Source organism: Rhizobium sp. UBA1881, from assembly GCF_002338015.1.
GTDB lineage: Bacteria > Pseudomonadota > Alphaproteobacteria > Rhizobiales > Rhizobiaceae > Rhizobium.
In genome coordinates, this window is sequence record NZ_DDHH01000117.1 from 1 (window position 1) to 26,014 (window position 26,014).

The 26,014-nt window shown below is 61.4% G+C and carries 24 protein-coding genes; 13 read left to right on the plus strand and 11 right to left on the minus strand.

All coding sequences use genetic code 11. The features are described from left to right. Positions 1 to 49: 49 nt before the first annotated feature. Complete coding sequence (locus B3605_RS14280) at positions 50 to 1,474, minus strand: efflux transporter outer membrane subunit (RefSeq protein ID WP_296434597.1); 1,425 nt, start codon at positions 1,472 to 1,474, stop codon at positions 50 to 52. 249 nt (positions 1,475 to 1,723) lie between these two features. On the opposite strand from B3605_RS14280, the gene B3605_RS14285 reads away from it, so the two are divergent. The 6 genes from B3605_RS14285 to B3605_RS14310 all read left to right on the plus strand — a co-directional run bounded on the left by B3605_RS14285 (position 1,724) and on the right by B3605_RS14310 (position 7,511). Next, on the plus strand, positions 1,724 to 2,185 hold the full coding sequence (locus tag B3605_RS14285; protein ID WP_183796194.1) for a MarR family winged helix-turn-helix transcriptional regulator: 462 nt from the start codon (positions 1,724 to 1,726) through the stop codon (positions 2,183 to 2,185). Beyond that, positions 2,169 to 4,262, plus strand: coding sequence for an FUSC family protein (locus B3605_RS14290; protein ID WP_112943851.1), 2,094 nt, complete (start codon positions 2,169 to 2,171; stop codon positions 4,260 to 4,262). The genes B3605_RS14285 and B3605_RS14290 overlap by 17 nt, the downstream gene beginning before the upstream one ends. Further along, entirely contained in the window at positions 4,259 to 4,468 is a 210-nt protein-coding gene (locus B3605_RS14295) for a DUF1656 domain-containing protein (protein ID WP_018897209.1), read from the plus strand. Before B3605_RS14290 ends, B3605_RS14295 begins: the two co-directional genes overlap by 4 nt. Next, complete coding sequence (locus B3605_RS14300) at positions 4,465 to 5,331, plus strand: HlyD family secretion protein (protein ID WP_112943852.1); 867 nt, start codon at positions 4,465 to 4,467, stop codon at positions 5,329 to 5,331. Before B3605_RS14295 ends, B3605_RS14300 begins: the two co-directional genes overlap by 4 nt. A gap of 172 nt (positions 5,332 to 5,503) precedes the next feature. Beyond that, positions 5,504 to 6,709, plus strand: a complete 1,206-nt coding sequence (locus B3605_RS14305) for an adenylate/guanylate cyclase domain-containing protein (RefSeq protein ID WP_112943912.1) — start codon at positions 5,504 to 5,506, stop codon at positions 6,707 to 6,709. A gap of 139 nt (positions 6,710 to 6,848) precedes the next feature. Further along, complete coding sequence (locus B3605_RS14310; protein ID WP_112943853.1) at positions 6,849 to 7,511, plus strand: GNAT family N-acetyltransferase; 663 nt, start codon at positions 6,849 to 6,851, stop codon at positions 7,509 to 7,511. Positions 7,512 to 7,644: 133 nt separating this feature from the next. On the opposite strand, the gene B3605_RS14315 is transcribed toward B3605_RS14310, so the two are convergent. Then, a complete protein-coding gene (locus tag B3605_RS14315) occupies positions 7,645 to 7,806 on the minus strand; it encodes a hypothetical protein (protein ID WP_183796193.1) in 162 nt (53 codons plus the stop codon). A 196-nt stretch (positions 7,807 to 8,002) separates the two neighbouring features. On the opposite strand from B3605_RS14315, the gene B3605_RS14320 reads away from it, so the two are divergent. Further along, positions 8,003 to 8,707, plus strand: a complete 705-nt coding sequence (locus tag B3605_RS14320; RefSeq protein WP_296434604.1) for a hypothetical protein — start codon at positions 8,003 to 8,005, stop codon at positions 8,705 to 8,707. A 33-nt stretch (positions 8,708 to 8,740) separates the two neighbouring features. On the opposite strand, the gene B3605_RS14325 is transcribed toward B3605_RS14320, so the two are convergent. After that, positions 8,741 to 9,352, minus strand: a complete 612-nt coding sequence (locus B3605_RS14325; RefSeq protein WP_112943854.1) for a GNAT family N-acetyltransferase — start codon at positions 9,350 to 9,352, stop codon at positions 8,741 to 8,743. A 163-nt stretch (positions 9,353 to 9,515) separates the two neighbouring features. On the opposite strand from B3605_RS14325, the gene B3605_RS14330 reads away from it, so the two are divergent. The 4 genes from B3605_RS14330 to B3605_RS14345 all read left to right on the plus strand — a co-directional run bounded on the left by B3605_RS14330 (position 9,516) and on the right by B3605_RS14345 (position 13,226). Beyond that, the gene (locus tag B3605_RS14330; RefSeq protein WP_112943855.1) at positions 9,516 to 9,809 is read left to right on the plus strand and encodes a hypothetical protein; all 294 of its coding nucleotides are present in this window, start codon (positions 9,516 to 9,518) and stop codon (positions 9,807 to 9,809) included. A gap of 283 nt (positions 9,810 to 10,092) precedes the next feature. Then, a complete protein-coding gene (locus tag B3605_RS14335) occupies positions 10,093 to 10,317 on the plus strand; it encodes a hypothetical protein (RefSeq protein WP_296434608.1) in 225 nt (74 codons plus the stop codon). Positions 10,318 to 10,442: 125 nt separating this feature from the next. Continuing rightward, a complete protein-coding gene (locus B3605_RS14340) occupies positions 10,443 to 12,146 on the plus strand; it encodes a tetratricopeptide repeat protein (RefSeq protein ID WP_112943857.1) in 1,704 nt (567 codons plus the stop codon). Between the two features lie 102 nt (positions 12,147 to 12,248). Further along, the gene (locus tag B3605_RS14345; protein WP_112943858.1) at positions 12,249 to 13,226 is read left to right on the plus strand and encodes a SphA family protein; all 978 of its coding nucleotides are present in this window, start codon (positions 12,249 to 12,251) and stop codon (positions 13,224 to 13,226) included. Positions 13,227 to 13,246: 20 nt separating this feature from the next. Here B3605_RS14345 and B3605_RS14350 read toward each other — a convergent pair whose 3' ends face one another. The 5 genes from B3605_RS14350 to B3605_RS14370 form a co-directional block, all read right to left on the minus strand. Further along, positions 13,247 to 14,251, minus strand: coding sequence for an HAD family hydrolase (locus B3605_RS14350; RefSeq protein ID WP_183796191.1), 1,005 nt, complete (start codon positions 14,249 to 14,251; stop codon positions 13,247 to 13,249). Beyond that, entirely contained in the window at positions 14,248 to 15,225 is a 978-nt protein-coding gene (locus tag B3605_RS14355; protein WP_112943859.1) for a formylglycine-generating enzyme family protein, read from the minus strand. Before B3605_RS14355 ends, B3605_RS14350 begins: the two co-directional genes overlap by 4 nt. Positions 15,226 to 15,235: 10 nt before the next feature. Beyond that, positions 15,236 to 16,645: a DUF1254 domain-containing protein gene (locus B3605_RS14360; RefSeq protein ID WP_112974438.1), complete on the minus strand. Its 1,410-nt coding sequence runs from the start codon at positions 16,643 to 16,645 to the stop codon at positions 15,236 to 15,238. Positions 16,646 to 16,835: 190 nt separating this feature from the next. Continuing rightward, positions 16,836 to 18,476 (minus strand): arylsulfatase, encoded by a 1,641-nt coding sequence (locus B3605_RS14365; RefSeq protein ID WP_112943861.1) that lies wholly within the window; start codon positions 18,474 to 18,476, stop codon positions 16,836 to 16,838. 268 nt (positions 18,477 to 18,744) lie between these two features. Next, complete coding sequence (locus B3605_RS14370) at positions 18,745 to 19,182, minus strand: universal stress protein (RefSeq protein WP_112943862.1); 438 nt, start codon at positions 19,180 to 19,182, stop codon at positions 18,745 to 18,747. Between the two features lie 228 nt (positions 19,183 to 19,410). On the opposite strand from B3605_RS14370, the gene B3605_RS14375 reads away from it, so the two are divergent. After that, on the plus strand, positions 19,411 to 20,271 hold the full coding sequence (locus B3605_RS14375; RefSeq protein ID WP_112943863.1) for a hypothetical protein: 861 nt from the start codon (positions 19,411 to 19,413) through the stop codon (positions 20,269 to 20,271). A gap of 85 nt (positions 20,272 to 20,356) precedes the next feature. Continuing rightward, positions 20,357 to 21,205 carry a hypothetical protein gene (locus B3605_RS14380; RefSeq protein WP_162725216.1) on the plus strand — a complete coding sequence of 283 codons (849 nt, stop codon included), beginning with the start codon at positions 20,357 to 20,359 and terminating at the stop codon, positions 21,203 to 21,205. A 194-nt stretch (positions 21,206 to 21,399) separates the two neighbouring features. Here B3605_RS14380 and B3605_RS14385 read toward each other — a convergent pair whose 3' ends face one another. The 3 genes from B3605_RS14385 to B3605_RS14395 form a co-directional block, all read right to left on the minus strand. Continuing rightward, on the minus strand, positions 21,400 to 22,566 hold the full coding sequence (locus B3605_RS14385) for a hypothetical protein (protein ID WP_296434617.1): 1,167 nt from the start codon (positions 22,564 to 22,566) through the stop codon (positions 21,400 to 21,402). Positions 22,567 to 22,798: 232 nt separating this feature from the next. Beyond that, positions 22,799 to 24,973 (minus strand): TniQ family protein, encoded by a 2,175-nt coding sequence (locus B3605_RS14390; RefSeq protein ID WP_296434619.1) that lies wholly within the window; start codon positions 24,971 to 24,973, stop codon positions 22,799 to 22,801. After that, positions 24,963 to 25,979: an ATP-binding protein gene (locus B3605_RS14395; protein WP_296434621.1), complete on the minus strand. Its 1,017-nt coding sequence runs from the start codon at positions 25,977 to 25,979 to the stop codon at positions 24,963 to 24,965. The genes B3605_RS14390 and B3605_RS14395 overlap by 11 nt, the downstream gene beginning before the upstream one ends. Positions 25,980 to 26,014: the final 35 nt, after the last annotated feature.

Below are 26,014 nucleotides of genomic sequence, written 5' to 3' on the forward strand. Positions count from 1 at the left end.
CAAAAAAGCCCCGGCGAACCGGGGCTTTTTCTCAATTGCTGTCGTCGTCTCAGTTTGTCTTTGCGGCAACCTTGACCGGGGCGGTGTTGCCACCCGGGTTGTAGCCGCCGCCGATGGCGACGTTGAGGGCGACGTAGTCGGTGGCCATCTGCTGGACGGCTGCGGCCAGGCTTGCCTGGGCGAGCGAGACCTGACGCTGGGCGTCGAGAACGTCGAGCAGCGAGGAGGCGCCGTCCTTGTAGCTGGCGGTCGACAGATCCAGCGTTTCCTGGGTCGTCTTGACCTGGGCGCGGAGTGCGGCAACCGTCTGCGCATCGCGGCGAACCGCCGACAGCGCGTTTTCCACTTCCTCGACCGCCTGCAGAACCGCCTGCTTCCAGGCAAGATACTGGGTCTTGGCGTCAGACTTGGCGATATCGACATTGGCGCGCAGGCGGCCACCGTCGAAGATCGGCAGCGTCAGCGTCGGGCCGAAGGACCAGCTGGTCAGGCCGCCGCCGGAAACGCCGGCCGCCTTGACGTAGGTGGGCGAGATCGAGCCGGAGAGCGAGATCGTCGGATAGAGCTGGCTGATGGCCACGCCGATATTGGCGGTGGCAGCGGCCAGATTGCGCTCGGCGACGCGGATGTCGGGACGATTGCGGATCAGGTCGGCCGGAACGCCGGAGACGATGCCGGCACGGAAGACCGGCTGCGAGCCGCCGCGCTGCAGTTCGGCGACCATCGAGCCGGCCGGCTTGCCGAGCAAGGTGGCGATGTGGTGGGCGGCAACGCGGAAGTTGGTTTCCAGACCCGGGATTTCAGCCTGGGTCGACTGTACCAGACCCTCGGCCTGCACGACGTCGAGACGCGAGGCTGCACCGGCATCGAGCTGGAACTTGGTCAGCTCGTAGGTTTCCTGGCGCGATTTCAGGTTGGCCTTGGAGAGCGCGATGCGCTCCTGGAAGTAGCGGGCGTTGATGTAGGAGTTCACCAGATCCTGGAGATAGGTGAGCTTGGCGACGTCGGCGGTCGAGTAGGCGGCGTCGAGCGAAGCCTGGGCGCTTTCCTTGGAACGGCGATACTGGCCGAACAGGTCGAGCAGCCAGCCGACATTGGCGCTGCCGCCGCTCGTGTTGGTGGCGCCGTTGCGGGTGGAGAGATCGCCGAGCGTGCCGCTGGTGGTGTGCGATGCGCCGACCGTCAGGCTCGGCAGCGAACCAGCGCCAGCCACGGTGACGTTACCGGCAGCCGCATTGATGCGCTCCAGCGACTGCTGGATCGACAGGTTCTCGCTGAGGCCCTCGGTGACCAGTCCGTTCAGGCGGGTGTCGCGATAGGCGGTCCACCACGCGACCGTCGAGACGTCGCCGTCGGCCTTGGCCGAGCCTTCATTGAACTTGGCCGGGAGGGGCATCTCCGGGGGAACATGATCCGGGCCACTCACACAGCCCGCGAGGACGGATAATCCGGCAAGAATTGCAATGCGGCGCATGAAATCTCCATAGGCAACGACCGCAAGGCGGTTCGCTAACAATCTATTATCGCTTATGGTTAATTTTTACTTTCCATGTTGCACGGCAAAGTCGCATGGCAAGCTTCGCGAGGAGGGGGCTCGGCGCGTTGAGAGGGGGATCACCAGACAATGGGCGGATAAGAGTTCGCTAACTATCGAATGGCAGCTATGCACCAATATCATTGAATTCAAATCAATAGGATGTTATCTAATTCCATGACAACGAACATGAAGAAGACCTGGACCGAGTTCGCACCGTTGCTGATGATCTGCGGGCGTGGATGGCGCCGAGCGCTGAACGCCGCTTTGACCGACCACAAACTTTCCGACGCCAGTGCCGCACCGCTTATCGCGCTGCTGCGCCATGGCGACCGGATTCCACAGAATGTGCTGGCCGAACGGGTGGGCGTGGAAGGCCCCACGCTGGTGCGCGTACTCGACAGTTTGGAGAATGATGGCTTGATCTGCCGGGTCGCCGATGAGGCGGACCGCAGGATCAAGCTGGTGCAGCTTACCGGAGAGGGCACAGCGGTCGCCGAGCGCGCCGAACGTTGTGCGGCGAAGTTGCGAGAGCAAATCCTTGGCGATCTCGATCCCGAACAGGTCGATGCCGCTATCGAGGTTTTGCGCGCCGTCGCGGATCGAACCGCGGCGATAACCGGAACGCAGGATAATGACGAGCAGCCATAACACGATCGCCCCAAGCATCTGGGATGTCGTTTTCTCCATCAAGACCTTCATCGCGGCAATGCTGGCGCTTCTTATCGCGCTTTGCTTCGATCTGACGAACCCGTACTGGGCCGTCGGCACGGTCTACATCGTGGCGCACCCTCTTTCGGGCGCGAGCACGTCGAAGGCAATCTATCGCCTTATCGGTACCGCTATCGGCGGCGCCATGACCATCATACTCGTGCCCAATCTCGTCGATTCGCCCGAGCTTCTGACGCTGGCGATCGCGCTCTGGATGGCGTTCTGTCTCGCGGTCAGCCTGCTCGACCGCACGCCGCGCAGCTATTCCTTCATGCTGGCGGGCTACACTACCGCGCTCACCAGCTTTCCGATCGTCGCCAGTCCCGAGACCGCATTCACCTATCCCGTCGCTCGCGTCGAGGAAATCGCGCTCGGCATCATATGTGCGGCGCTTGTCAGCCGTCTGGTATTTCCGCGCCATGCCGGACCCGTTCTTGCCGAGCGCATCGACAGCTGGGTTCGAGATGTCGCCGCGCTCGCAACCAGCACGCTCAACAGCACCGACAAGAGCGACGCGCTTCACGCCGCCGCCCGCAGGCTGGCGGCCGACGCCGTCGATCTGCACAGCTTCACCACGCACGTCGCCTACGACACATCGGGCCTTCGCGACATGGTCGGACGCACACGCACGCTGCAGCAGCGCATGGTCGCCATGCTGCCCGTCGTTTCCGGTCTTGCCGATCTTCTTCACGCCTTCCGCAAGGCGACCGACGGCAAGCTGACCCCATCGGCCAACGAACTGATCGGCCGCGTGACCGAATTGCTGTCGCACGAGGCCTCCTACGGCGAGGTCGAGCGGCAGGAAATTCTGGCGCTGATGGCAAAGGCCGAGCAGGAAGGCCGCGAGCAGCAGGAGTGGGACGGTCTTCTCGCTCATAATTTCACCTCCCGCCTGCGCGACCTCTTGCAGATCTGGAGCGACTGTCTTGCGCTGCGCGAGGACATAGAGACCGGCGGCCGCCGCGAGCTGCGCTGGCAGCGTTTCGGTACGCTCTTCGACCGCGCGCCGATCCACCGCGACTACGGCATGGCGATCCATTCGGGTCTCTCTGTGATGCTGGCGACCTTTATCGCGGCCGCACTCTGGATTTTCACCGGCTGGTCACAGGGCGCCGCCGCAGCGATGATGGCGGGTGTGCTCTGCTGCATCTTCGCTACGATGGACGATCCGGCGCCGATGATGCTGAAGTTCGTCTATATATCGATCTTCGCGGTGGCTGTTGCCTTCGTCTTTCAGTTCGGCCTGTTGCCGCTCGTTCATGGCTATGTCGCGTTGGCCGCGGCCCTTGGGCTAGTGCTTATTCCAGCGGGTGTATTGATGACCAAGCCCTCGCTGATGATTTACGGCCTCGGTTTCGGCGTCAACTTTCCGAACATGCTGGCCCTGCAAGACCGCTTGAACCTCGACCTGAGTTCGTTCCTGAATTCCAATCTGGCGATGGTGATCGGTCTGGTCATTGCCTGCGGAACCACGGTGCTGGTGCGCTCGGTCGGCGCCGAGTGGACGGCCTATCGTGTGCTGCGTGCCGGCTGGGCGGATATCGTCGCCGTCGCACGCAAGTCGGATGCGCCCGACTTCGCGCGGTTGCTCTACCGCATGGTAGACCGTTTCGGCCTGGTTGCGCCGCGCCTGGCGCACATTCCCGTCGAATCCGCCGTCGCCCAGAACGACATTCTTGGCGATCTGCGCAATGGCCTGAACACGATGGAACTGCAGCGCCACCGTCAACTCTTGACCCGCGACAGCCGAAAGGATGTCGATGAGGTTCTCTCGGGAATTGCCGGGCTCTATCAGCAAAAGCAAAAGCATGGCCACGCTCAGCCGGGCGAGGGCCTCCTGAAGGCGATCGATACCTCGTTGGTCGACCTTCTTCACCAAAATCCGTCGTCGGCCGTTGAGGGCGCACGCCGGGCCATCACGTCGCTTCGCTACAATCTTTTTCCGGATGCGCGCTTCGTGATGCCTGACGCGACCATGCAGGCCGACGGACAACTCGCAAAGGAGAATGCGGCATGAGACCGGAACTCGATCTTTATGGCGTCTTCATACCAACGCTGGCGGCAATCGCCGTTGCTGCCTTCTTTCTCAACTCCATCCTGCGGCGAATCCTGGCCTTCATCGGATTCTATCGTCTCGTGTGGCACCGGCCACTCTTCGATACGGCCATGTATTTCTGCCTGCTCGGCGCGCTCGCGCTATCTTTGAACAAGGTGTCACTATGAAATCGCTTCTCGCTTATTCCGGCCGCTTCCTTCTGACCGGCGTCGTCGTGGCGCTGGCGGGTGTGCTGGGCTGGCATCTCTGGGACTACTACATGAACGATCCGTGGACGCGTGACGGCAAGGTCCGCGCCGACGTCGTTCACCTGGCGGCCGACGTCTCCGGCATCGTCAGCGAAGTCGATGCGACCGACAACCAGACGGTCAAGAAGGGCGACGTGATCTTCCGCATCGACCAGGCTCGCTTTGCTCTGGCGCTGCGCCAGGCCGAGGCACAGATGGAGAGCAGCAAGGCTGCGCTCGACATGGCCAAGAGCGATCTCGATCTCTACCGCAAGCTCGGCGACAACTCGGTCACCCGGCAGAAGATCCAGCAGGCGGAGACCACGGTTCAGCAGGACGAGGCGACCTATAACCAGGCCGTCATCAGCCGCGACACCGCGCAACTCAACCTCGACCGCTCGGTCGTGCGCGCGCCCGTCAACGGCGTGCTCACCAACTTCTCGATGCGTCCCGGCAATTACGTGACAGCGGGCAGTGCCGTGACGGCGCTGATCGATACCGACTCCTACTACATCTCCGGCTACTTCGAGGAGAACAAGCTCGATCGCATCAAGGTCGGCGATGAAGCGCTGGTCTACCTGATGGGAAGCGAGACGCCGCTCAAGGGTCGCGTCACCGGTGTTGCGGGCGGCATAGAAGACCGCGAGCGCAGCGATACGGGTGCCCAGCTTGCCAATGTGAACCCGACTTTCACCTGGGTTCGCCTGGCGCAACGCGTGCCGGTTCGGGTGACGCTTGATGGAGAGCCCGGCGGTGCGGCGCTGGTCGCCGGTCGCACGGCAAGCGTCACGATCATCGAGTGATCCACCAGTCGCGTGAGGCAGCCTGTTCGGCGCCTTGCGCATGACTCAACACGTTACGGCCCACGGGTCCTTCAAGGGCCGTAACGAGGCATGCGCGGATTAAGCCCGTCCGCGCATGCCTGAACCTACGAATGCCCGGATACTCTCAATGATCCGGGATCAGGAGACACCCGTGGACGATCGCCACGTCATCGAAATCACCACATGGCTGATGCAAAGCGGGCTGAAAGGCCTGTCCGAAGCCGACCTGCTCGACGGCTTCTGCGAGCGTTGCGTTGCGAACGGCCTGCCGATCGGCCGGTCGGTCGCCGTCATCGATACGCTTCATCCGCTCTATGAAGGTCGCGCGTTCCGGTGGGATTCCTGTCTGGCCGTGGAGCGCATCTCCGCCTACGGCGTCGCCGGGGCGGGCAATTTCGCCGACAACTGGCTGCGCTCGGCGTTTCATTATCTTGAGCTCGAAGACGCCAACGAGGTTCGCCGCTCTTTCCTCCACGGCGACGCTGCCGATTTCTACCTTCTGGACGAATTGAAAGCCGCCGGTTTCACCGACTTTGTCGCCATGGCCCATCGTTTCGGCGATCAGGGGGCGATCGGCGAGATCGACTGCTTCTTCTCGCATTTCGCCACCCGGGCCGCCGCCGGCTTTTCAGCGTCCGATCTGGCGGCGTTGCGCGAGCTGCTCCCCTGCCTGGCACTGGCGGTCAAATGCGTGACCGTCAGCGGCGTTGCCGGAACGATCGCCAAGGTCTATCTCGGCGACGATGCCGCGAACCAGGTGCTGCACGGCAAGATCACACGCGGGCGCAGTGACAGGATTTCGGCGGCACTCTGGTTTTCCGACCTCGCCAATTTCACCCACATCTCCGACACGGTCGATCCGGAAGAGATCATTCCGATGCTCAACGACTATGCCGATGCGGTGATCTCCTCGGTGCAGGAGGCCGGCGGCGAGGTGTTGAAACTGATGGGCGACGGAACGCTTGCGATCTTCAAGGGAGAGAAGCCGAGCGACGCCTGTCTTTCGGCGCTGAAGGCGCGGACGCTGCTCGACAAGCGGCTTTCCGACCTGACCGCGCAGCGCCGCATCGAGGGCCGGCCGGTCACCGATGTCTATCTCGGCCTGCATATGGGCGACGTGTTCTACGGCAATATCGGCAGCAAGGACCGTCTCGACTTCACGGTCATCGGCCCTGCCGTCAACGAGGTCAGCCGCATCGTGTCGCTCTGTCGATCGCTGCAGCGCAAGGTGCTGATGTCGGCAAGCTTCGCGGCGATCGTTCCCTCGACGCAGATGGACCTGATGTCGATCGGCCAGCACGCGCTGCGTGGCGTCAACCGCGCCCAGGAGCTCTTCACGCTTCTTCCCCCGCTGTGACGGCGGCGGTCCTGAGATCGCCGTGGGCCAAATTAGACCTCGCCAAGTAATTCGCCAGACTCTAAAACAGCATATCCGTACAGCGGTTTCCTCAGCCGAGGAGGCAAGGCCGCTTGATGTCGACAATGGGGAATTTTCGATGGATCTCTCGAACTGGAAGGGCGTGGAGCGCCCGGAGCGTATTGCTCTCGAAGGACGCTATGTCAGGCTCGAGCCGCTCGATGCCGGCCGCCATGGGCGAGACCTGCTCGCCTCGGCGCAGCAACCGGGCGCTGACGATCGCTTCCGCTATCTCTTCGAGGACGCTCCCGCCGACATGGCAGCCTTCACAACGTGGCTGGAGAAGGCCGAGGTGTCGGCGGATCCAATGTTCTTCGCCGTCATCGACAAGCGCACCGGCCGGGCCGAGGGGCGTCAGGCGCTGATGCGCATCGATGCCACGCATGGGGTGATCGAGATCGGCAACATCTTGTGGGGACCGGCGATCGCACGCAGCCGCGTCACCACCGAGGCGCTCTATCTCTTCGCGAAGCTCGCCTTCGACAAGCTCGGCTATCGCCGTTTCGAATGGAAATGCAACAATTCGAACGAGCCATCGAAGAAGGCGGCTGAGCGTTTCGGCTTCACCTTCGAAGGCGTGTTTCGCCAGCATATGGTGGCCAAGGGCAAGAACCGCGATACGGCATGGTTCGCGATGATCGATGCCGACTGGCCGAGGCTGAAGGCCGGCTACGAGGCGTGGCTCGACCTCGAGAATTTCGACGATGCCGGGCAGCAGAAAAGCAAGCTGCGTTTCGATTGAGGTCTTGCTGATCACTTCGAGCGCTTGTTGAAGCGCTTGGCGATGTGATTCCGCAATCGGCGGCAATCTATTGTTATTTAATAGCTATTTTTAACGTGTGCGGCGGCCGGGTTCCTGGCCGCCGCTTTGCATATCAGGCGGCGATGCGGCGCGCGGCCTTGTCGGACGCCTTGCGATCGTCGCCGTATTGTTCGATGATTTTCTTGGCATCCTCGACCGAAATGCGGTGCTTCTTGGCAAGCGTGACCGCATCATAGGGTCCTTCGGACGCAGCCGCTCGTGTGGCTTGAGCCATCCTTTGTCTCCAATCCATTGTCTGGGTTATCGCGGAAGGCGGATCGCGGTTCGTGGCGATATCTGCTCCGTGGTCCAGACATATATGGGGATTGGGAGGCCTGCGTTCCAGAGATGGTCTGTCGCAGCGAATTTGATTGAGCTGTCATGGAACCCATCGAGTCCCGCAGGTGTTTCCCTGCCAAAGGAGACTTTGCATGGAAAAAAAGACTGGGATGAAAAAGAAGTCGAAGCCCCCCATCGTCGAAGTCGCCGTCACCTCCGAGGAAGGGCGCGTGGCGGTGGGTATCATGAATGCGGAGCAGGCGCTCGAGCTTGCTGACAGCGTCGATGTCGAGGTGTCCCATCCCGATCACGAAGCGGGGAAGACCGACGTGTTTATCGCGGCTGACGAACTTCGCGAGCACCCGGCAGTCGCCGCGTCTTCGGCTGGGTCGATGAAGACCAGCGAGGCCGTGGGCGGCAAGAAAGGCAAGGTAGACGGTCTTGAGACGGAGGCCGCATTGCAGGAGCATCTGGCTGCGCTGGAGGCCGACGCGCCCGCCGAAGAGGGCCAGCAAGGACCGCCGGCCGACTACGTGCTCGAAGACGATCACGTGGCCGATGAAGACATGCTCGACGAGGAAGGATCGCTGCGGCGGCTTCAGGAGGAGGTCGACAATCTGCGCGCCCGGCTCCACGTCATCCGCGAGCAGGCGGGCACGGTTGTCAGCGCCAATGCCAGATGGGCGGATGCCAGCGCCCACGAGCAGCTCGGGTCTTACCCATGGGCGAAGCTTGCCGGCGCCATGGCCTTCACCTTTGTCGCGACCAGATTGCTGCGGCGATTGCCGCTCGGCGCGGTCGCAAGTGCCGCTCTGCCTTTGGCGGCGGCCGAGATGCGCCGGCGCTACGATCGCTAGTGATACGGTTTCGTGGCCTGATCGGTCTCCCAGTCAGGGGCGAAGCAGGGGAACGTGCGGAGCCGCAGTCTCCGGCATATGGCCGGAGAGGCGCGGATCGTCGATCACCTCCACCAGCAAGGCATAGGGCTTGAAACCGGCTTTCTGGTAGAAGAAGATCGCCGACGGATGATCGAAGTGGCAGGTGTGCAGCCAGAAGCGGTTGATCGGCCGTGCCCATGCCCGCGCAACCGCCTGGGTGATCAGCAGCTTCCCGGCGCCCTGGCCGATCGCATCGGGAACGAGGCCGCAGAACACCAGCTCGCATTCGCCGGGCTCGCGAAAATCGAGCTCGAGCAGACCGATCCGGCGGCCTTCTTCCGACAGGATCACGTAAATCTCGACATCGGGATCATGGATGATCGCTGTAAGCTTTTCGTCACTGATGATCAGCCGCGACAGCCAGAGCCAATTCTCACCGACTTCGCGGAACAGCTTGCGATAGTCGTCGAGTGATGGCGCCTGCCAGCGCTCGAAACGAAGGGCGCCCGGGGCGGGGACACTGACGTCGGGCTTCTCGCGCATTTCGAGACACGTCACGACATTGGCGAGCTTGCCACGCGGCAGTTCGGAATAGCCCATCGGCAGCGGCGGATTGGTCTTCATTCAATGCGTCCTTGCTCTTCGTCGTCGGTGCCTGCAGGTGCTGGCGAAACCAACCGATCTCGCATTGTCGCCCAGCCGTTGGCAACAGTATTTTCAGCGACCACTTCCCTTCCTCGGGCTTTCGGCCTTACACTCCTTTTCATCTCCCGCTGGATGAATGCTCATGCTGTGCAACAGGACAGTATCGCTCACATCATTCGTCATCGCCGCCGCGGTCGTCGGCCAGGCGCCCACGTTGTTGGCGCAGGAGAAATCTCCCAGACGCACGCCGCCGGGCGCCATGATTTCCGTCCGCGACGTCATCAAGCCCAACCCGCACGACGGCGCGCTTGCAGCCCCCGTCTTGTCGAATACATGGTGGATCCGGGTGGGGGCGGCGCAACAGCGTGTCGTGCAGCCGGCCGGGCGCGGCGGCGGCGGTGTTCAGGACGCCGATCCAACCGACAAGCCGCAGTGATGTCCGCGCTGCCTCTGTTTATTCGGCTGACCGGTCCGCTTATTCCATCCGTTTCCTGATTGGGAATGGACGTTTCCCGCTGCAAAAATCGACCTATGTGGCGCGCCAGGCCTGTCGTGCCAGCGTAACGTCGCGTTGTTTACCGTTGCGTACTTACGCTGATGGGGCACTCCCTCTAGTCTTTCTCGATTACCCTTGCGGGGAGGCCTTCACGACGATGAGCAGGCAGGGAGGGGCGGGAGGAACGACGAGCGATGCGGCGCGGCGAGGGCTGGCGCGGCTGATGTTGAAGCTGCCCGGTTTGCGCGCGGGGCTGCAAGCAGCAGCATTGCGGTCGCGTGATCTCGACGAGCTCTTCGAGGCCTATGAAATCGCCGCCGTCGCGCTTGAGACGTTTCGCCGGAGCGGTGACCTTGCGCGGACCAGCGAATATGAAGGGCTCTGTTCCGGCATCGAGGAGGATGTAACCCAGCACATCCTGCGCACGAATTCACATATCCAAAAATGAGACGCGACTGTCGCGAAATCTATCATTTATCGGGCTTGTTAGCGTTTCGTATTGCAACTTAATGTTAAGTGCGCGATAGTTTTCATGTTCTGCTTTAGTGATCAGTGCGTATCGGGGGGCAGCCCATGAGTGCTGAAGTACACGGTGAGAGGGCATGTGAAGTCAGCCTTGAAGAGGCGGAGGCGGAGCTCGAACGGCTTCTCGCTGACGGCCGCTTCAGGGTATCGGACCGGCAGCGCGATATCTTGCGCTATCTCGCCGAGCGGCGGTTTGCGGGTTGCCGCGAGGGTGTGAAAGCCTATTCCATCGCGCTTGACGTACTCGGGCGCTCCAGCAATTTCGATGCATCCATCGATCCGATCGTGAGGATCGAGATCAGCCGTCTCAGAGCCGCGCTCGACGGCTACTATGCCGTGTTCGGCGCCGAACTGGGTGTCTCCGTCCATATTCCGAAGGGCAGCTACGTCGCGCTGTTTCCGCAGGAGGCGGTGAGCAGCGGTGCACCGGTCGCGCCATCTCTGCTTGCGCGTCTCCCTCATCCGGCGTTTGCTGATGGCGTGCCGGAAGGGCGCGCCGTGGTGCCGTCGTCGCTTCCGTCGGTCTCACGACGGTGGGTTCCGGCGGCTGTGTGCGTCGGCCTGCTTGTGCTTGCGGGCGCTGCTGGTTGGAAAGCCATCGACCGTCCTGCCGTGACGCTGAAGCCTGCCGTAACCATCATGATGAGCGCGGCCTCGCCTGACATGGCCGGCGAGGCGAGCGTTGCCCGCGACACGCTGCTGACTGCGCTATCCGCCTTCAGCACGATCGTGGTGACGAGGCCGGGATCGCCGACGCAGCCGTCGCGCCGTGGCTATGAGGTCGACCTCAAATATTACGCCGATAGCGATGATCGCTCCGTCTGGTGGCAGGTTGTCGATACCGCGAGCGGGACATTGCTCAAATCGGGATTGGAGCGGGTCGAGACCGAGGGCAAGGAGCCGGCGACGATAAGGCTCGAGATCGCCGGCGCGGTGGCGCGGCAGATCGCATCGTCGCGCGGCGTGATCAACGCGCTCGAGGCCCGGGAGGCTCCGGCAGATTCCTTGGGCAACGCTTGCGTTGCAAGAGCCGAATTCATGCTCGACGGTAGTGAAAGCGGCGGCGGTGTGGACGGGCTGCGCGCATGCCTGGAGCGGACGCTGGCGGGTGATCCCCAAGATCCCGACACCAGCGCGATGCTGGCACGGCTCTATGCCCGCGATACCGCAACCATTCCGCAAGCCCTTGAGATGGCGAAGTCTGCGGTTTCCACTGCGCCCCTTTCCGATCGCGCGCAGGGGGCGCTGATGGCGGCGCGTTTCGCCAGCGGACGGCTGGATGCGGCGATCGATGCCGGAAACAGGGCGATGGCGCTCAATCCCAACAATTCGGCGAATGCCGCGTCGCTCAGTCTCGTGCTCTTTGCCGCCGGCTACTTCAAGGCGGCGAACGACCTTGCGCGGGAGGCCGTGGCGATGGAGGAAACGCCGCCGCGCGACGCCTCGTTGGTGCTGGCGCTTGAAGCCTACAGGAACGCGCGGTGGTCGGCGGCGTCGCTTGCCGCCGAGCAGGCCGTCGGCAACGACATCCTGACGCGCGCCATTCGCGTTGCCTCGCTTGGCGAGCTCGGCGCGGATAGCGCGGCGCAGCGTCTGGGGGAGGCGGCAACTGATCGCGCGGCATTTATTGCGGCCTTCCGGCAGGCAGCGAAGATGGCGCAGCTTCGGGCTGATCTCGTCGCCAGCCTGGAGACGGGGCTGGGGAAGGCGGGCGCGAGCGTCGAGGCCGTCGCGAGCATTGCGGGGCAGTGATTTACGGGCGCATTTACCGTTGCGTACTTGTGACGGCGAGTGGGGGGATTGAAGGTTCCAAGGTAGCGAAGGGCCTGCCGCGGGACGAATGAGGGGAAGAGCATGAAACTGAGATCTCTGACCGGAGCGCTTCTTGCCGGCGCATCGATGCTGGCCTGCGCGCACATGGCCACCGCCGCCGAACGCGGTGCCGGCTTCTATCTGCTTGGTTCCAAGGGCCCGGCTGCGGGTATTCTCCCACCACCCGGCGTCTACCTTCAAAACGACATCTGGCTCTATAACGGCAATCTCGGTGGTGGCACGCAGCTTCCGACCGGTGGCCGCGTCGCCGTCGGTGTCGAGGGCAAGGCCGCGCTCGCGGCGCCGACCGTCATGTGGGTCATTCCTGAGGAAGTGATGGGCGGCCGGCTCGGGCTTGGCGCGACCATCCCTGTCGGCTGGCAAGAGACGATCGCCGACCTGACGCTCTCAGGTCCTGGTGGGGGCGTCTTGTCCGGCGCCACGAAGGATACGATCTTTACCGTTGGCGATCCGCTCGTCAGCGGCACGCTCGGCTGGGATGCCGGCAATTTCCACTGGACCACGGGCGTTCTCGTCAACATCCCGATCGGCGACTACCAGGATGGCGAGATTTCCAACATCGCCTTCCATCGCTGGGGTGCCGATGTCAGCGCTGCCGGAACATGGCTCGATCCGGAGATCGGGCTTGATCTTTCGGCGGCGATCGGCGTGACCTTCAACGGCGAAAACCCCGACACGAATTATCGCACCGGCACCGAGTTTCACTTCGAATGGGCGGCCGTGCAGCATTTCAACGAGCAGTTCGACGCGGGTCTGGTGGGCTACTATTACGACCAGCTGACGGGGGATAGCGGCGAGGGCGCCTTCGGTCCGTTCAAGGGACGGGTGGCGGCGATCGGTGCGACGATCGGTTGGAACTTCAAGGCCGGCGAGCTGCCGATCTCGGCGCGGATCAAATATTTCCACGAGTTCGCCGCCGAGAACCGCGCGGAGGGAGACTCTGTGTTTCTGACGATCTCGATGCCGTTGTCGATCACCAAGCCCGTCGCGGTGCAGTAGACCGCGCGACACTACCTGGATCACTGGTCGAAGGCGAAGACCTTCTTCCAGTCGTTCTTCATGTCGACGACGAGCCAGTTGCGGCGTTCGGCCTCGTCCAAGGCCTTGTCGAGCTTGCCGAAGGCGGATTGGCGGTCATAGGCATATTCGCGCGCGCCGTCGGTGTGGTGCACGATGAGGGCGAAGCCGGGTGTTTTGGCCGTGACCCAACGCAGCATCTCATAGTCGCCATCGGAATTGCCGGCCACGAAGATCGGCTTGCGGCCGATGAACTTGTTGATCCCTGTGGGCTTGCCGGGGCCGTCATCGATGAAATCGATCTTCGGCAGGCGCTTCAGTACCGGCACATCGTCGACGATGGCATATTGAGTGGCGATGGTGCTGCCGACGACCTGTTGCGGCGGGATGCCATAGAGCTTCTCGGTCACCGGCCGCATGAACTCGACGCCGCCGCCGGAGACGATATAGGTGGTGAAGCCGTTGGCGCGCAGATAGTCCAGCAACTCGCGCATCGGCAGAAAGGTCATCTCGGTGTAGGGCCGGCCGGATTTCGGGTGTTTCGCGGTCGCGAACCAATCGGTCACGATCTTTTCGAACTCATCCGTCGTCATGCCGGCATGCGTTGCCATGCCGAGTTCAACCATCCCCATCTCGCCGCCCCGCGCTATGCCCTTGACGTCACCGTTCAGGATGCTGGCGAAGGGCCCCTTGGTCTTCCACTCGGGATGTTCGGGCGCCAGCGTCTTGACCCGGTCGAGCATGAAGCCGAGTTGGATATAGAAGGGCTGTTCGGTCCACAGCGTGCCGTCATTGTCGAAGACGGCGATGCGATCATCCGGAGCAACGAAACCGTCGCCGCCCTCGGTCGTCGTGGCCTTCACGAAGTCGATGATTCGTTGCCGGGCAGGCGTGTCGTTCCACGAGGCCAAGGGTTCCTGCGCTAGCGTGGCGGCTGGTGCAGCGAGCAGCGTGACGGCGAGGAGACAGGCGCGGGCTGCGGTCAGCAAGGTTCCCATAGCGGTCATCGCGCGTCTCCCTTGCGCGCAACCCGCTTGATGCACCGGAAGCCGACATGGCTCGTCGATGTATCCTCGGGCTCGGCGTGGCGGGCGGCGGGGCGGTAGCGGCGGCAGTAATTGGGCGCGCAGAGATGCGAGCCGCCCTTCAGCACACGACGCGGAATGCGGATATCGGGCAGGCGCGGATCGTAGCTCGCCTCCGCATCGCCGCCGCGCGGGTTGCTCGGGATGCAGCAGGAATGCTTGGCGGGCTCCGGATGGCGCGTCGTCCAGTAGTCGGATGTCCACTCCCAGACATTGCCGATCATGTCGTACAGACCGTAGCCATTGGGCGGGAAGGAGCGAACCGCCGATGTCCGCTCCTCGCCCTTGGCCTTTGTCGTCTGTGTCGGAAAGATGCCCTGCCAGGTATTCGCCATCGCCTTGCCATCGGGCAAGAGCTCGTCGCCCCAGGCATATTCGCAATCCGATCCACCGCGCGCGGCGAATTCCCATTCCGCTTCGGTGGCAAGCTCGAGGCCGGCCCAGTCAGCATAGGCCTTCGCATCCGACCATGCGACGTGGACGACCGGGTGGTCGAGCCTGCCGCGCAGGTCGCTGATGCCGCCGAGCGGGCGCCGCCAGTTGGCGCCGAACTTGAAGCTCCACCATTGCGAAATGTCGGTACCGCTGACCGTCTTCGGCTGCGTGAAGAGCAGGGAGCCGGCCCGCAGCATGTGCGGCAGCGCGCCCGGATAGTCGCGTGCATCCGGTGCCTTCTCCGCCATCGTCACATGGCCGGTCGCCTTGACGAACTCCATGAACTTGCGGTTGGTGACGGGCGTTTCGTCGATCCAGAAGCCATCCACCGTCACCGGATGCGCCGGCGCTTCCTCGGGATAGTGCTGGTCCGAGCCCATGGTGAAGGTGCCGCCCTCGATCCAGCGCATTCCGGCCGGTGCTGCGTCGATGTCGATGGTGTCGCTGAATGCAAGCGTCATGTTTCTGTCCTCAACGATGCTTCACGATTTCGACGTCGGGAAGTACCCACTTCTTGGCGAAGAATTCCTCGGTTGGCCCGTAGGCCCGGAACATCAGCTCGAACTTGCGCTTCCCGTCCGTCGGGATCCAGTTTGCATCCTTGCCCCTTGGTGCCTTGGGGCCAAAGTAGAGATCGACGGAGCCGTCTTCGTTTTTCTCAAGCTCGGCGATCTGCGATGAGCGGCTGGCCCGAGGCATGTTCTTGATAAGCGCATGGGTCTCGCGGTCGTAGGCGGTCACGGACCAGTATTGCTGCACGGGAACGTTGGGCGGAACCCGCAGGCGATAGGACTTTCCGCCATCGAAGTCGCGGCCATCCTTGTCTCGGATCGAGATGGAGTAGAACTGGCCGGCGCCCAGTCGTTTGATGCCGATATAGGCGTAGTGATAAGCGACGCCGCGGTCGTCAACTGGATAGGCGTCCGGCTCCTTGAAGTCCGAGGCGGCCGCCTTTATCAGGCTCGGATAGGCCGGGTAGGTCCACCGGCTCTTGTCGGAAAAGAACGGCGGAAGGCCTGCGTCATATCTGGCCGCGAGAAAGGCGTGGGCTTCCTTCACAGCCCTGTCGAGCAATGGCTCGGTGCGCGCGTCCTTGGCGAACGGCTTGCCCTTTTCGATGCCTATTGTCCGCAACTTGTCGATCATGATCTTGTCGCGCTCGATCCATGGCTCCTCCTGAACAACCCTGTTGAGATTTTCGAACAAGCTCGCATCCCATTTGATCGTGCTATCGAACATGATGTCCTTCACGTCGGAGAAGCTGGTCTCGGGCGGGTTCTGGGCGGCCGACAACGGATAGACCTTCAGCCTCTTGCCGTAGGCGATGGAGGCATTCACATCGGCGTCGGAATGACTGGCGAGATTGGAGCGAAACAGCATGTAGCCGCCATAGACCTCGGATTTCAGGGGCGTGAAGCCATCGGGCACCGAGCCCGTGAAGCCAGGAGGCACGATAACGAACTTCGCGCCCTTGCCCTTGTCGACGCCAAGCAGACCCGCATCCTCCAGCGGAAGCTGCCATGCCGTCACGATGTTGCCGTTGAAAGAGGCATGGCCATCGGCCGGGGGCAGATCGAGGACGACCGGTCCGTCCTTCGTGGTGAAAAAGACCATGAAGTAAAGCGCATCCGGATTGGGCGTCAGCGTCTGGTTCTTCCAATCCGGCGGGCGTCCCCAATAGATGACGCCGCCGACTTTCCCGGGTGTCTTGGTCAGCATTTCCTGGCGCATGAGATCGTAGTTGACGGCCGGCATGCCCCAAATCACTGCCTCAACGGCGGCGCGTTCCAATTCTGCGTCGAAAATCTTGCGGGCGCCATAGTCGGCCGCGGCAAGAGGGGTGGCAAGAAGGAGCGTCAAGGCAAGCGCCAAAAGTCTCATTGCGTGGAACTCCACTCTTGTTGCTTGTGCACTAGAGGCCATCCACGCGTGCGCGCGTAAGTACGCAACAGTAAATGGGCGCGTAAATTTACGCTGGCGGGGCGCATGGATACCGGGGCGCCGTCCCGCGCTCCGCGATCGAATGCTGTACCGGGCGCGATCGTGGCGCGCCCGGTAATTCGGCTTGCCGCTATTTCGCGCCTGGACCCTGGTCGATCGAGTTCATCAGCGCCGAAATCATCTGGTCGACGCTGAAGCTCGCAGGCCGTTGGCTCGGTGGGTATTCGCGGAACGTCTGCAGGAAGGGAGCGACCTTGTAGACGCCGTACTGCACGAGATAAGCGTTCTTCATCATCCAGTCGTAATATTGATCCGATACGACATCCGCGCGCTCGTAGGGATCCATCCTGAGGTTGAACACCTTCGGTACGCGCAGGCAAGTGAAGGGATTGGCCCATACCACGAAGCCGCCCGGCTGCCGCTGTTCGCAGAAGACGATCTTCCAATTGTCGTAGCGATAGGCGACGAGTTCACCGTCGTCGTTGAAGTAGAAGAACTCGTCACGCGCGGACTTCGGTTGCTCTCCCTTGAGGTAGGGAAGCTGGTTGAAGCCGTCGAGGTGAACCTTGAACTGGTTGCCGCCGATCGAGGTGCCTTTCGCAAGCTTCTCCTTGATGTCGCCGTCGCCGGCAGCCGCGACCAGGGTCGGGAACCAGTCGAGACCCGACATCATCTCGTTCGACACTTCGCCGGCCTTGATCTTGCCCGGCCAGCGGATCATCGCGGGAACACGGAAGGCGCCTTCCCAGTTCGTATCCTTTTCGCTGCGGAACGCCGTGGTTGCTGCATCCGGCCAGGAGAACTGGTTGGGGCCGTTATCGGTCGTGTAGACGACGATCGTGTTGTCGGCGACCTTCAGGTCGTCGAGCGCCTTCAAGAGCTTGCCCACGTCGCCGTCATGCTCGACCATGCCGTCGGCATATTCGTTGCCCGGCATGCCGCTCTGGCCCTTCATCGAGTCTCTGACATGCGTGAAGACATGCATGCGGGTCGTGTTCATCCAGGTGAAGAAGGGCTTGCCGGCCTTGACCTGCCGGTCCATGAAATCTATGGCCGCAGACGTCGTCTCGTCGTCGATGGTTTCCATGCGCTTGGTGGTGAGCGCGCCCGTATCCTCGATCTTGCCGTCCGCCGACGCCTTCAGGACGCCGCGCGGCGCATTGGACCGCACGAACTCCTCGTCACCCTTCGGATAGTAGGGCCGCTCGGGCTCTTCCTCGGCGTTCAGGTGATAGAGGTTGCCGTAGAATTCGTCGAAGCCGTGCTTGGTCGGCAGGAACTCGTCGCGGTCGCCGAGATGGTTCTTGCCGAACTGGCCGGTGGCGTAGCCGAGCGGCTTGAGGGCCTGGGCGATGGTGATGTCACGCGGCTGCAGCCCGACGGTCGCGCCGGGGATGCCAACCTTGCAAAGGCCGGTGCGCAGGCAAACCTGCCCGGTAATGAAGGTCGAGCGCCCTGCCGTGCAGCTGTTCTCGGCGTAATAGTCCGTGAACATCATGCCTTCCTTGGCGATGCGGTCGATATTCGGCGTCTTGTAGCCCACCAGGCCGAAGGAATAGGCGCTGATATTGGTCTGGCCGATATCGTCGCCGAAGATGACGAGGATATTGGGCTTGGATGTGTCCTGAGCGGCCGCAGATTCCGCTGCGGGAGCGGGGGCAGCCGGCGCTGCCTGCTGGGCTCTGGCCGGAGAGAGGAAGGTGGTTGATGTCAGCGCCATCGCGACCGCGATCGTTGCCGAAAACAGCTTCTTTGGGAGTGAGTTCGTCATGACGCACTCCTCACGGATGGATCGTTCAACATTGCGGGCTCCCTTGTGCCGGGCGGCCGGTGCCGCCGGATCTCGATCGTCGTCAGCCGACGCGAGGGGAGCCTTTCGCTTTATGCGCACGCGCGTAAGTACGTAACGGTAAATGGCGGTGTAAGCGGTGCGTAAACGGGTCGCTTGCGTGTGATGAGGTGCACCAAGCGCCGGCACCGGCACCGGCAAAATGCCGTGCGCGCAGATTGCAGCCGCGGTGCAATAGGTGTGGCAGCCGCTATTTCACGACCAGAACCGGGATCGTCGATTTTGCCAGCACGTCCTGCGTCTGGCTGCCGAGGACCATGCGGACGATGCCGGTGCGGCCATGCGAGGAGATGACGATCAGGCCGCAGTTGCGCGCCTGCGCGGTCTCAAGGATGCCGGTTGCCGCCGAAATGGCGGTCTCGTTGATGAACTCGGCCACCACGCCCGCTTCAGCCGCCCTATGCCGGACAAACAGTTCGGTGGCTGCAAGCTCTTCCTTGACGCCCTGGTCATAGCTCTCCAAGGCCTGCCCCTGCACGACGCCCTGCAGCGCAAGGCCGCTGAGCGGCACCGTCACGCAAAGGACGGTGACAGGCAGCCCGAGGGTCTTTGCCAAGGCCAAACCATGATCCAGTCCCTTGGTGGCCAGTTGCGAGCCGTCGGTGGGGATGAGAATGCGGGTATACATGCGGGATTCCTCTTTCGGATCTTGGTGGGATCAACGTAGAGGAGTGTAAAGGACTGGGAGTGGGCTTGCTTTGATCGGTGTCAAGTTAGGATGCCAAGTCCTGCGGGCGAGGCTCGCCAGATCTGAAACAGCCTCGGGACAGCTTAGGCAGCTAAGGCATGCGCAGCAACGATGCCCGTTTTTAGTCGTCGAATGCGCGCAATCGCCGTCTAACATGCTGGTGCCTATATGGACAAACTACTCTTCTCGATCCTTGCCGATGGCAACTCGGAAATTCTTGAGCGTCAGATTTCGGCAATCAATCGTTTCTCGCCGAGCTCTCTTATCTGCATCCATCATGCAAAAGATACGACGCCTCCGGGACCCGACGTGCTTGACCGCATCGCCGCCGGCAACGTCTTCATCAATCCCAATTCCTACGCGGTTCGACCGCACGAAGGCGTCCTGCACGCCCATGTCGGCAACTTCCAATACGCGGTTTCCCAGTCGCTCGATTTCGACAGGATCGTGCTTTTTTCGGCGCAGGAACTGCTGATCAAATCAGGATTGGGCGAATATACGAAGCGTTTCACGATCGGCGCGCAGACCGAGCTCTATGAAAACATCGAGACTGCGAACAACTGGGCCGGGTTTCGGCCGGAAGTCCTGAATTTTCCCGGTGTCAAGCAAATGCTCTCCCTTCTCGGGCTGCCTCTTTTTGCCGGAGGGCAGGCGGAAGGACAGTTCTTCAGCCGAGAGGTCTTCGCCCACCTGGAACGCGTCTTCATGGAAGCGTTTCCGATGGAGCCTTGCGGATTTCCAACCGAGCAGATCGTGCCTGCAACGCTTGCCATGCGCCACGGTTTTGCCGGCACGAACATATCGCTGCCGATCACATTCACGGCGGCGAGCGCCCAGATCGAGATATCCGAGGGTGTTCTCCGTCAGCTCGTGAAGGGTGACGGCGCGCTTCACGCGCGCGCAAGACCGGGCGCCCTGCGGCCGGCTCATATCGGTGCATGCGTGTTGAAGAATGTCTACGCGGTCAGCCTGCCGGCGGATCGACATGAGATCTGGAGCAAGGTGGTGGGCGAGCTGGAAAACAGCTGAGCTGTCCTTCCGTTTCATTCCACGCCGCCAACTCTCCAAGCCGTCAATTCTTTAAGTCGCCAATTCTCTAAGACTGGGCCTGTCGATGACCAAAGTCCTATTTTCCCTGCCAGTGCATGAAATGCCCGTAATCGTGCGCGACCAGATCGAAAACATAAACCACTTCTGCCCCGGCGCCACGATCGTCATCCACATATCGGCGGGCGCCGCGGCACTCGAAGACGAGTTTCGGCGGCAGTGCGATTTTGCGAATGTTCTGATCAATCCGAGCTCATACGAGACAAGATGGAACGAAGGCATCTTCCACACGCATGTCAGCAACTATCTCTATGCGCTTGAGCGCGGCGTAGCTTTCGACCGCATCGTTCTGCTGTCCTCGAACGAACTTCTCGTAAAGCCCGGCCTTGCCGAATACATGTCGAAATTCGCCATGGGCAGCCACGTGCAGATCTACGACCTTGCCGCCGATTGGGGCGGTTTCCGTACCGACGTGGCGAGCGACCGGTCCGTGCGCAAATTCGTCGCCAGCCTCGGGCTGACCTCCTACTTCGCGGGGCAGGCGGAAGGGCAGTTTTTCAACGAGCGCATCTTCGCCCGTATCGTTCGGGTGTTCGTCGAGAATTTTCCGATGGCGCCCTGCGGCTTCAACAGCGAAGAGGTGATCCCACCGACCGTGGCGGCCAGTCTTTCCATGGCCGGCGTCAACTACGCCCATCCGATCACCTTCTGCGACTACTCGACGGCGATCCGGATGACGCCGGAGCTGATCGACCAGATCAGAGCGGGAAAGGGTGCGGTCTACGCGCAGCGGGTGCCGCGATCGATGCGCTCGCCGCATATCGGCGTATCGACCTTCGAGGGGATCTTCAGCGTCAAGCGCGTGCCGCGCGAGGACTGCGAGTTGCGGAGGTATGTGCGGGGGTTGATGGTTTGATCTGCATCGCCACATAAGCACGGATTCCCATTCGCTGTTTTCACTCGTGGAATCGGATCGATTGCCATCATAATCGCGCACTCCTATCCCATAAGGCTGGACTGCGTGCTTGGCTGAACCCATAAACGTGGACTGTGATATTGATCCGAAAGGACGCGGTGAAAGCGCTCATCCATTCGTTGGCTACGTCCCGCTCAGCGGAAAGGCGTAATAGCGGCATCCGGTTCCCCGAACTCGAACTCTACCCAGCTATCGTTGTCATCGTCCGTGGAGGGAAGGACAGACATCTTTGCAGGCAATCTCCCCTCGGCGAGTGCTATTGCGAAGAACTGCCTGATGGCACCTTTCTGACCGTCATCTGGAGCAGCCTTGAAGTCGTGATCGTCAAAAGTTCTGGCGCCAGCAAGCACCTCCATCAGCTCACGCGCACTGATCGTGATCTTGTCGCCTTCCACCCTGTATCCTCCGTGGTTCCCGAGTTCATATTCTACCTCCATGGCACGCCTCGCGCCATTCACCGCGGTGTTGACGGCGATCGGCAGTTCCGAAAGCATCTTATTGAAGACGACGATCAGGTCCTTTCGCATCTGATCGTCGTGCCGCGTGACCAACATCGGCTTTGACACCGGGCGAGAAACGTTCCCTACGTTGACATCCTGGATGGCGATCATCAGCACGAAGTCCAATGACGAGTACTGTCTGAGGACGTTGGCTGCGATCTCTTCCGGACGGAAGAATTTGGATCCAAGGTGGTCGCAAGACAGTGCGGTGCAGTCTCCATCGCCCACGATGATCCCCGAAAATCCTTCGATCCCGCGCAACTGCTTCTTGGCCTTTTCCCGGAGGGCTTTGTAGAGCGGGTTATCGTCGATCAATGTAGGGGTGGTGTAGGGGGAGAACCCTCCGGTGGTGAACTGCGCGCCTGCAGTATTGATCGTGATCTCGACACCGAGATGATCGTCATTGATCGCGATCCTGAGGGGATTTACCCCCGCCTTGATCTGAGTACGCAGCTCCGGAATTATCTGCGCCTGGACGAATTCTTGAAGGCGTTTCCTTGGTGGCAATCTCAGGCTGGTTCGCCGGGTGCCGTTATCCCATTCCTCAGTCGACAATACCCTCAGGTCGAGACCTCCCGCCGGGAGGCGCAACTTCCGCTGCGCTGCGGTGAGAAGATCCATCAGCTCCCAATACGGGTTCCTGTCATTCAGCCCTCTATCGGAAACGCAAGTGATATCGGCGGTGAACGAGATCTTCCCGTCATCGAAATGGATGTCTGGCCGTTTCCCTGTCTGGAGCTCGACCTCGTGGTTCAGATTGCCGTGCCTTGCCAGTCCAGCAAGGATGACGACCTCCCACATTGCTGGAAGTCTGTCAGACTTGGGCCGGTTGAGACGCGTAACCAGATCCTTTACCGGTTTCGGCCCGAGTACCTCGCGCAGCCTATCGATTCGTCTCTGAATTGCACGCCTTGCGAAGATCACGCCACACCCTGTCCGATTCCTTGATACATGCTCTAGGATATCAGAGCTTAAAAACGAAGGGACGCCAACGCCAAACCGCGCTCGCGCCCCTTAATGGGTCGTAGTGCAGTCAGGGCATCTTGTGCCGGAAATGCTGGTTCAATCTTCCAAACTCCTGGGTGATCCTGGCGATCGCGTCGATATCGGCGGCGACGGCGGTGATAGCCACCCGCTCGTCGGTGATCTGCCACTCGAAGGATTCGAGTATCACCTGGTAATCTTCCAGGAGCTGCACGAACGTCTTCCAGAGACGCCGGAAGTGCGGACGGACTTCCAACTCGAAGTGAATGCTGGCCTCCCGAAGAACCACGCTAACCGGGAGTATTCTGGTGGTCGGGAAGATGACGAACATCCCATCGCCGGGGACTTCGGGGATTATGAAGGACGGGCAGTTGTCCCGCCCCAACCGGACCAGGTGCGACCAGAGTTCGAGCGCCGATGCCGAAGGCTTGGAAAAGTCGTTGATGCGCTCCTGAAACAGGCGTCGCTCGACAAGAGTAAGTCCGAATTCCTTGCGACTGAACGCAATCGGAAGACCGAGATCCAAGACGGCAGCCGAGGCTTGTAGGAAGTCCATTCCGCGACCTCTGAAATACCTCATCGGACTCATGTAGCGTTCAAAGAAGGCGACCGCGCTTGCCCGTGTCAGGTAAGAAGTCTTCGATGGGTGCTGCTCAAGAAAGCCATCCCTGACAAGCTTTCTGGAACCTGCACCGCCGATGCCCGCCATCGCGTAGAACTCGCTTCGCAGCATGGCATCTTCCGGGACCTTGGTGCGGCCAATCGATGCGGGACCACCTCGCTTCACCTTGTAGAAGCGTAGACCACTTAGTCCGGGCGCCTGCGGATCGCGGAATGCGGGGAGCACGCCTCGGAGGGCGTCAGCCATCAGTCTTGTCTCGCTCAAAAGCGACGGACGAACCCTTCCTCTGATAGATGTCGTCTGGACGTTCTTGGAAGCGAGCGGAAATGACTGCAGGATGTCGGAAAGCCTGCGTAGCTCGTCAAGGATGAAGAGACGCTGGATGCCACCGTCCCGCCTTTTCTGGATGCACGTCTTCCAGCCCTTCTTTGCAAGCTTCATCGCGACCAGGTCGACCTCCTCGACGCTACAGCCAAGCTGCCTCGCCGCCTCGTCAAGAGGTACGGCGTTATCGACCTCCGATCTGATTTTGGTAACGATCTCCATCGGGATCTCGACGATCGCGCGCGATCCTTTTTGAAGATCGATACCATGTCTCTCTAACAGTAAGTCGGCGCTATGGGGCGTCAGCCCCATGACGGTGTGCAGGTTGCTCTTGGCGAGAGGCGCATCGACGTCGGGCCTGGATCGAATTTTCGGGTTGAGCAGGCCGTGGCGCGCGCATGCCTTGATCTGAGCGATGTTCACCGCACGTTTCAGGGACGATTGCGCCTTGGTCAGATGTCGCATGAAGCCGAACTGTCCGAGCCCGACGCTTTTGAGGTCGTCCTCACCATAGTGCTTTCGGAGCCATTCCGAAAAGCGGTTCACGAGATGATCCTCGCTTCTTCCGAGCGCCTCGAATCCAACGGCGACGTCGAGCGACGTGTGCTTGCCCGGCATCTTCCAAAGCGGAGGATTTGAAAGAAACACGCCCACGCGGGGCGCTATCGAGAGGACCGCACTCAAGGGAGCTTCGTCGAGCAGAGGCCGCGCCATGATGAAGTCCACGGCGTTCAACCGCTGTAGAATGTACCCTTCGAGCGAGCCTCGCCCTTGCGGGGAGAGGACCGGCGGCTCGTTGACCTTCGTCAGGCAGAGGCCATAGTAAGGCCATCTACGGTCGTGACGCTCCGGATTTTCCTGCATGGGGCAGTCGTGCACCGGGCAAGTGTGAAACAGGCGGAAATCCCACCACACCCTGTGGAAGGCCCCCTCACGCAGGCACGCCGGGCACGAGAACCCGCCGGGTCTAACGTGAGACATGCTGATCTCTTCGCTTCCGAGAGACCAGTATCTGCTCTTTTCCGACTGGATCGGTGTCCATCTGAAAAGACTGGCCTTCTCCCCCTCGGTGAGGGGGAGATTGGTCATCGCTTCGAGCAGGTTCAGAGACCTCTTTGCTCCGATCCACAGTCCGGTCTTCTTAGCGAAGGTTTCCGGAAGGCAGTTCTCGCTGTCCAACGTCAGACGAGGGAAGTACGAATTTCCAGGCTCGCCGTAGCAAGGACGAACGCGCCAACGGGAGAAAAGCCTTTGGGCGCGAAAGTGATCATGCAGCATCGCGGTCGAGTCCGAAGTAAGAGAAGGTTTCACCCTTCCTGAGGCGTGTCGAGATCGCGGTGCGAAGGTGCTCGATCCTAATGTGCGAAGAGCCGTCGCTCAGCGCGTTGAAAGCGGCGGGCCGCAGGATGTTCATCACGCGCCCGATCATTCCCTCGCTGTATCGATAGAGATGCTCCGCGATATAAGGGTCATCGAGCCCGCTTAGGTTCGCGAATGGCAGGCGGCGGTCGATCGACCCGAGAAGCTTTCCGAACTTCTCCATGTCATTCTTGCCGGCTGTGAGCGGCTTGATGACCTCCCAGTTGTAGCCGCGGTTGGCGAACGCATCGATCGAGTAGACGTAGTCGTTGATCCTCTCCTCTCCGACGAGCACGACGCTCAGGGCGTCGAAGTCCGCGATCGTCTTGACGAGCTTGAACATGCTCGCCGCCGTCTTGTCGGTGCGGTCGAAGAACAGGTACTGGGCGTCGTCGATGATCAAGAGCTGCGTGCGCACGCGCAGCAGCCTGAGGAGAGCGTTGTTCACGTAGGCGCCGATCCCGCCGGTCGCACGCATGTATCTGGATGCCGTGAGCCGGTTGATCTCATGGGCAAACTCGACGGGCGTCATTCGAAGGCTTGCCGTCATGTGGACGACCGGGAAAATTTCACCCTCGTCGTCGTAGCTCGGCGCATGCGTCGCGGCATAATAGCGGCATACGGCCGATTTTCCGGCACGGGATTCTCCGAGCATCGCGCCGACGGTGCCCTGGGAATGCGTTCCGCCTGCGACCGGCATATGGTTTCTGGCGATCTGTTGGAAGGCTGTGTTGAACACCTTGTATTTGACGATCAGGTTCTGGATCATCCACTGCCTGCGGTCCACGGGAAGACGGCAGGCCGCCTCCCGATCCTCCGGTGTCGCGAAGGGCTCCGTGTGGAAGCGGGCGGCGACCCCGGCAGTGGGGTCCGCAGGCTCGACCGGCGAGGCTCCGGCGGCGATGTTGCGAATGTTCATGGTCATGGCTTCGTCCTTTCGTTGACGTTGAGCGAGAGAGA

Excerpts from the sequence above, each read along its gene's own strand:
- B3605_RS14370 (WP_112943862.1), bottom strand. The coding sequence starts at position 19,182 with ATGTATACCCGCATTCTCATCCCCACCGACGGCTCGCAACTGGCCACC.
- B3605_RS14345 (WP_112943858.1), top strand. The coding sequence starts at position 12,249 with ATGAAACTGAGATCTCTGACCGGAGCGCTTCTTGCCGGCGCATCGATG.
- B3605_RS14385 (WP_296434617.1), bottom strand. The coding sequence starts at position 22,566 with ATGTGGGAGGTCGTCATCCTTGCTGGACTGGCAAGGCACGGCAATCTG.
- B3605_RS14290 (WP_112943851.1), top strand. The coding sequence starts at position 2,169 with ATGACGAGCAGCCATAACACGATCGCCCCAAGCATCTGGGATGTCGTT.
- B3605_RS14380 (WP_162725216.1), top strand. The coding sequence starts at position 20,357 with ATGACCAAAGTCCTATTTTCCCTGCCAGTGCATGAAATGCCCGTAATC.
- B3605_RS14335 (WP_296434608.1), top strand. The coding sequence starts at position 10,093 with ATGTTGAAGCTGCCCGGTTTGCGCGCGGGGCTGCAAGCAGCAGCATTG.
- B3605_RS14365 (WP_112943861.1), bottom strand. The coding sequence starts at position 18,476 with ATGACGAACTCACTCCCAAAGAAGCTGTTTTCGGCAACGATCGCGGTC.
- B3605_RS14320 (WP_296434604.1), top strand. The coding sequence starts at position 8,003 with ATGGAAAAAAAGACTGGGATGAAAAAGAAGTCGAAGCCCCCCATCGTC.
- B3605_RS14390 (WP_296434619.1), bottom strand. The coding sequence starts at position 24,973 with ATGCTGCATGATCACTTTCGCGCCCAAAGGCTTTTCTCCCGTTGGCGC.
- B3605_RS14295 (WP_018897209.1), top strand. The coding sequence starts at position 4,259 with ATGAGACCGGAACTCGATCTTTATGGCGTCTTCATACCAACGCTGGCG.
- B3605_RS14395 (WP_296434621.1), bottom strand. The coding sequence starts at position 25,979 with ATGACCATGAACATTCGCAACATCGCCGCCGGAGCCTCGCCGGTCGAG.
- B3605_RS14375 (WP_112943863.1), top strand. The coding sequence starts at position 19,411 with ATGGACAAACTACTCTTCTCGATCCTTGCCGATGGCAACTCGGAAATT.
- B3605_RS14280 (WP_296434597.1), bottom strand. The coding sequence starts at position 1,474 with ATGCGCCGCATTGCAATTCTTGCCGGATTATCCGTCCTCGCGGGCTGT.
- B3605_RS14285 (WP_183796194.1), top strand. The coding sequence starts at position 1,724 with ATGAAGAAGACCTGGACCGAGTTCGCACCGTTGCTGATGATCTGCGGG.
- B3605_RS14310 (WP_112943853.1), top strand. The coding sequence starts at position 6,849 with ATGGATCTCTCGAACTGGAAGGGCGTGGAGCGCCCGGAGCGTATTGCT.
- B3605_RS14325 (WP_112943854.1), bottom strand. The coding sequence starts at position 9,352 with ATGAAGACCAATCCGCCGCTGCCGATGGGCTATTCCGAACTGCCGCGT.
- B3605_RS14340 (WP_112943857.1), top strand. The coding sequence starts at position 10,443 with ATGAGTGCTGAAGTACACGGTGAGAGGGCATGTGAAGTCAGCCTTGAA.
- B3605_RS14360 (WP_112974438.1), bottom strand. The coding sequence starts at position 16,645 with ATGAGACTTTTGGCGCTTGCCTTGACGCTCCTTCTTGCCACCCCTCTT.
- B3605_RS14330 (WP_112943855.1), top strand. The coding sequence starts at position 9,516 with ATGCTGTGCAACAGGACAGTATCGCTCACATCATTCGTCATCGCCGCC.
- B3605_RS14350 (WP_183796191.1), bottom strand. The coding sequence starts at position 14,251 with ATGACCGCTATGGGAACCTTGCTGACCGCAGCCCGCGCCTGTCTCCTC.
- B3605_RS14315 (WP_183796193.1), bottom strand. The coding sequence starts at position 7,806 with ATGGCTCAAGCCACACGAGCGGCTGCGTCCGAAGGACCCTATGATGCG.
- B3605_RS14300 (WP_112943852.1), top strand. The coding sequence starts at position 4,465 with ATGAAATCGCTTCTCGCTTATTCCGGCCGCTTCCTTCTGACCGGCGTC.
- B3605_RS14355 (WP_112943859.1), bottom strand. The coding sequence starts at position 15,225 with ATGACGCTTGCATTCAGCGACACCATCGACATCGACGCAGCACCGGCC.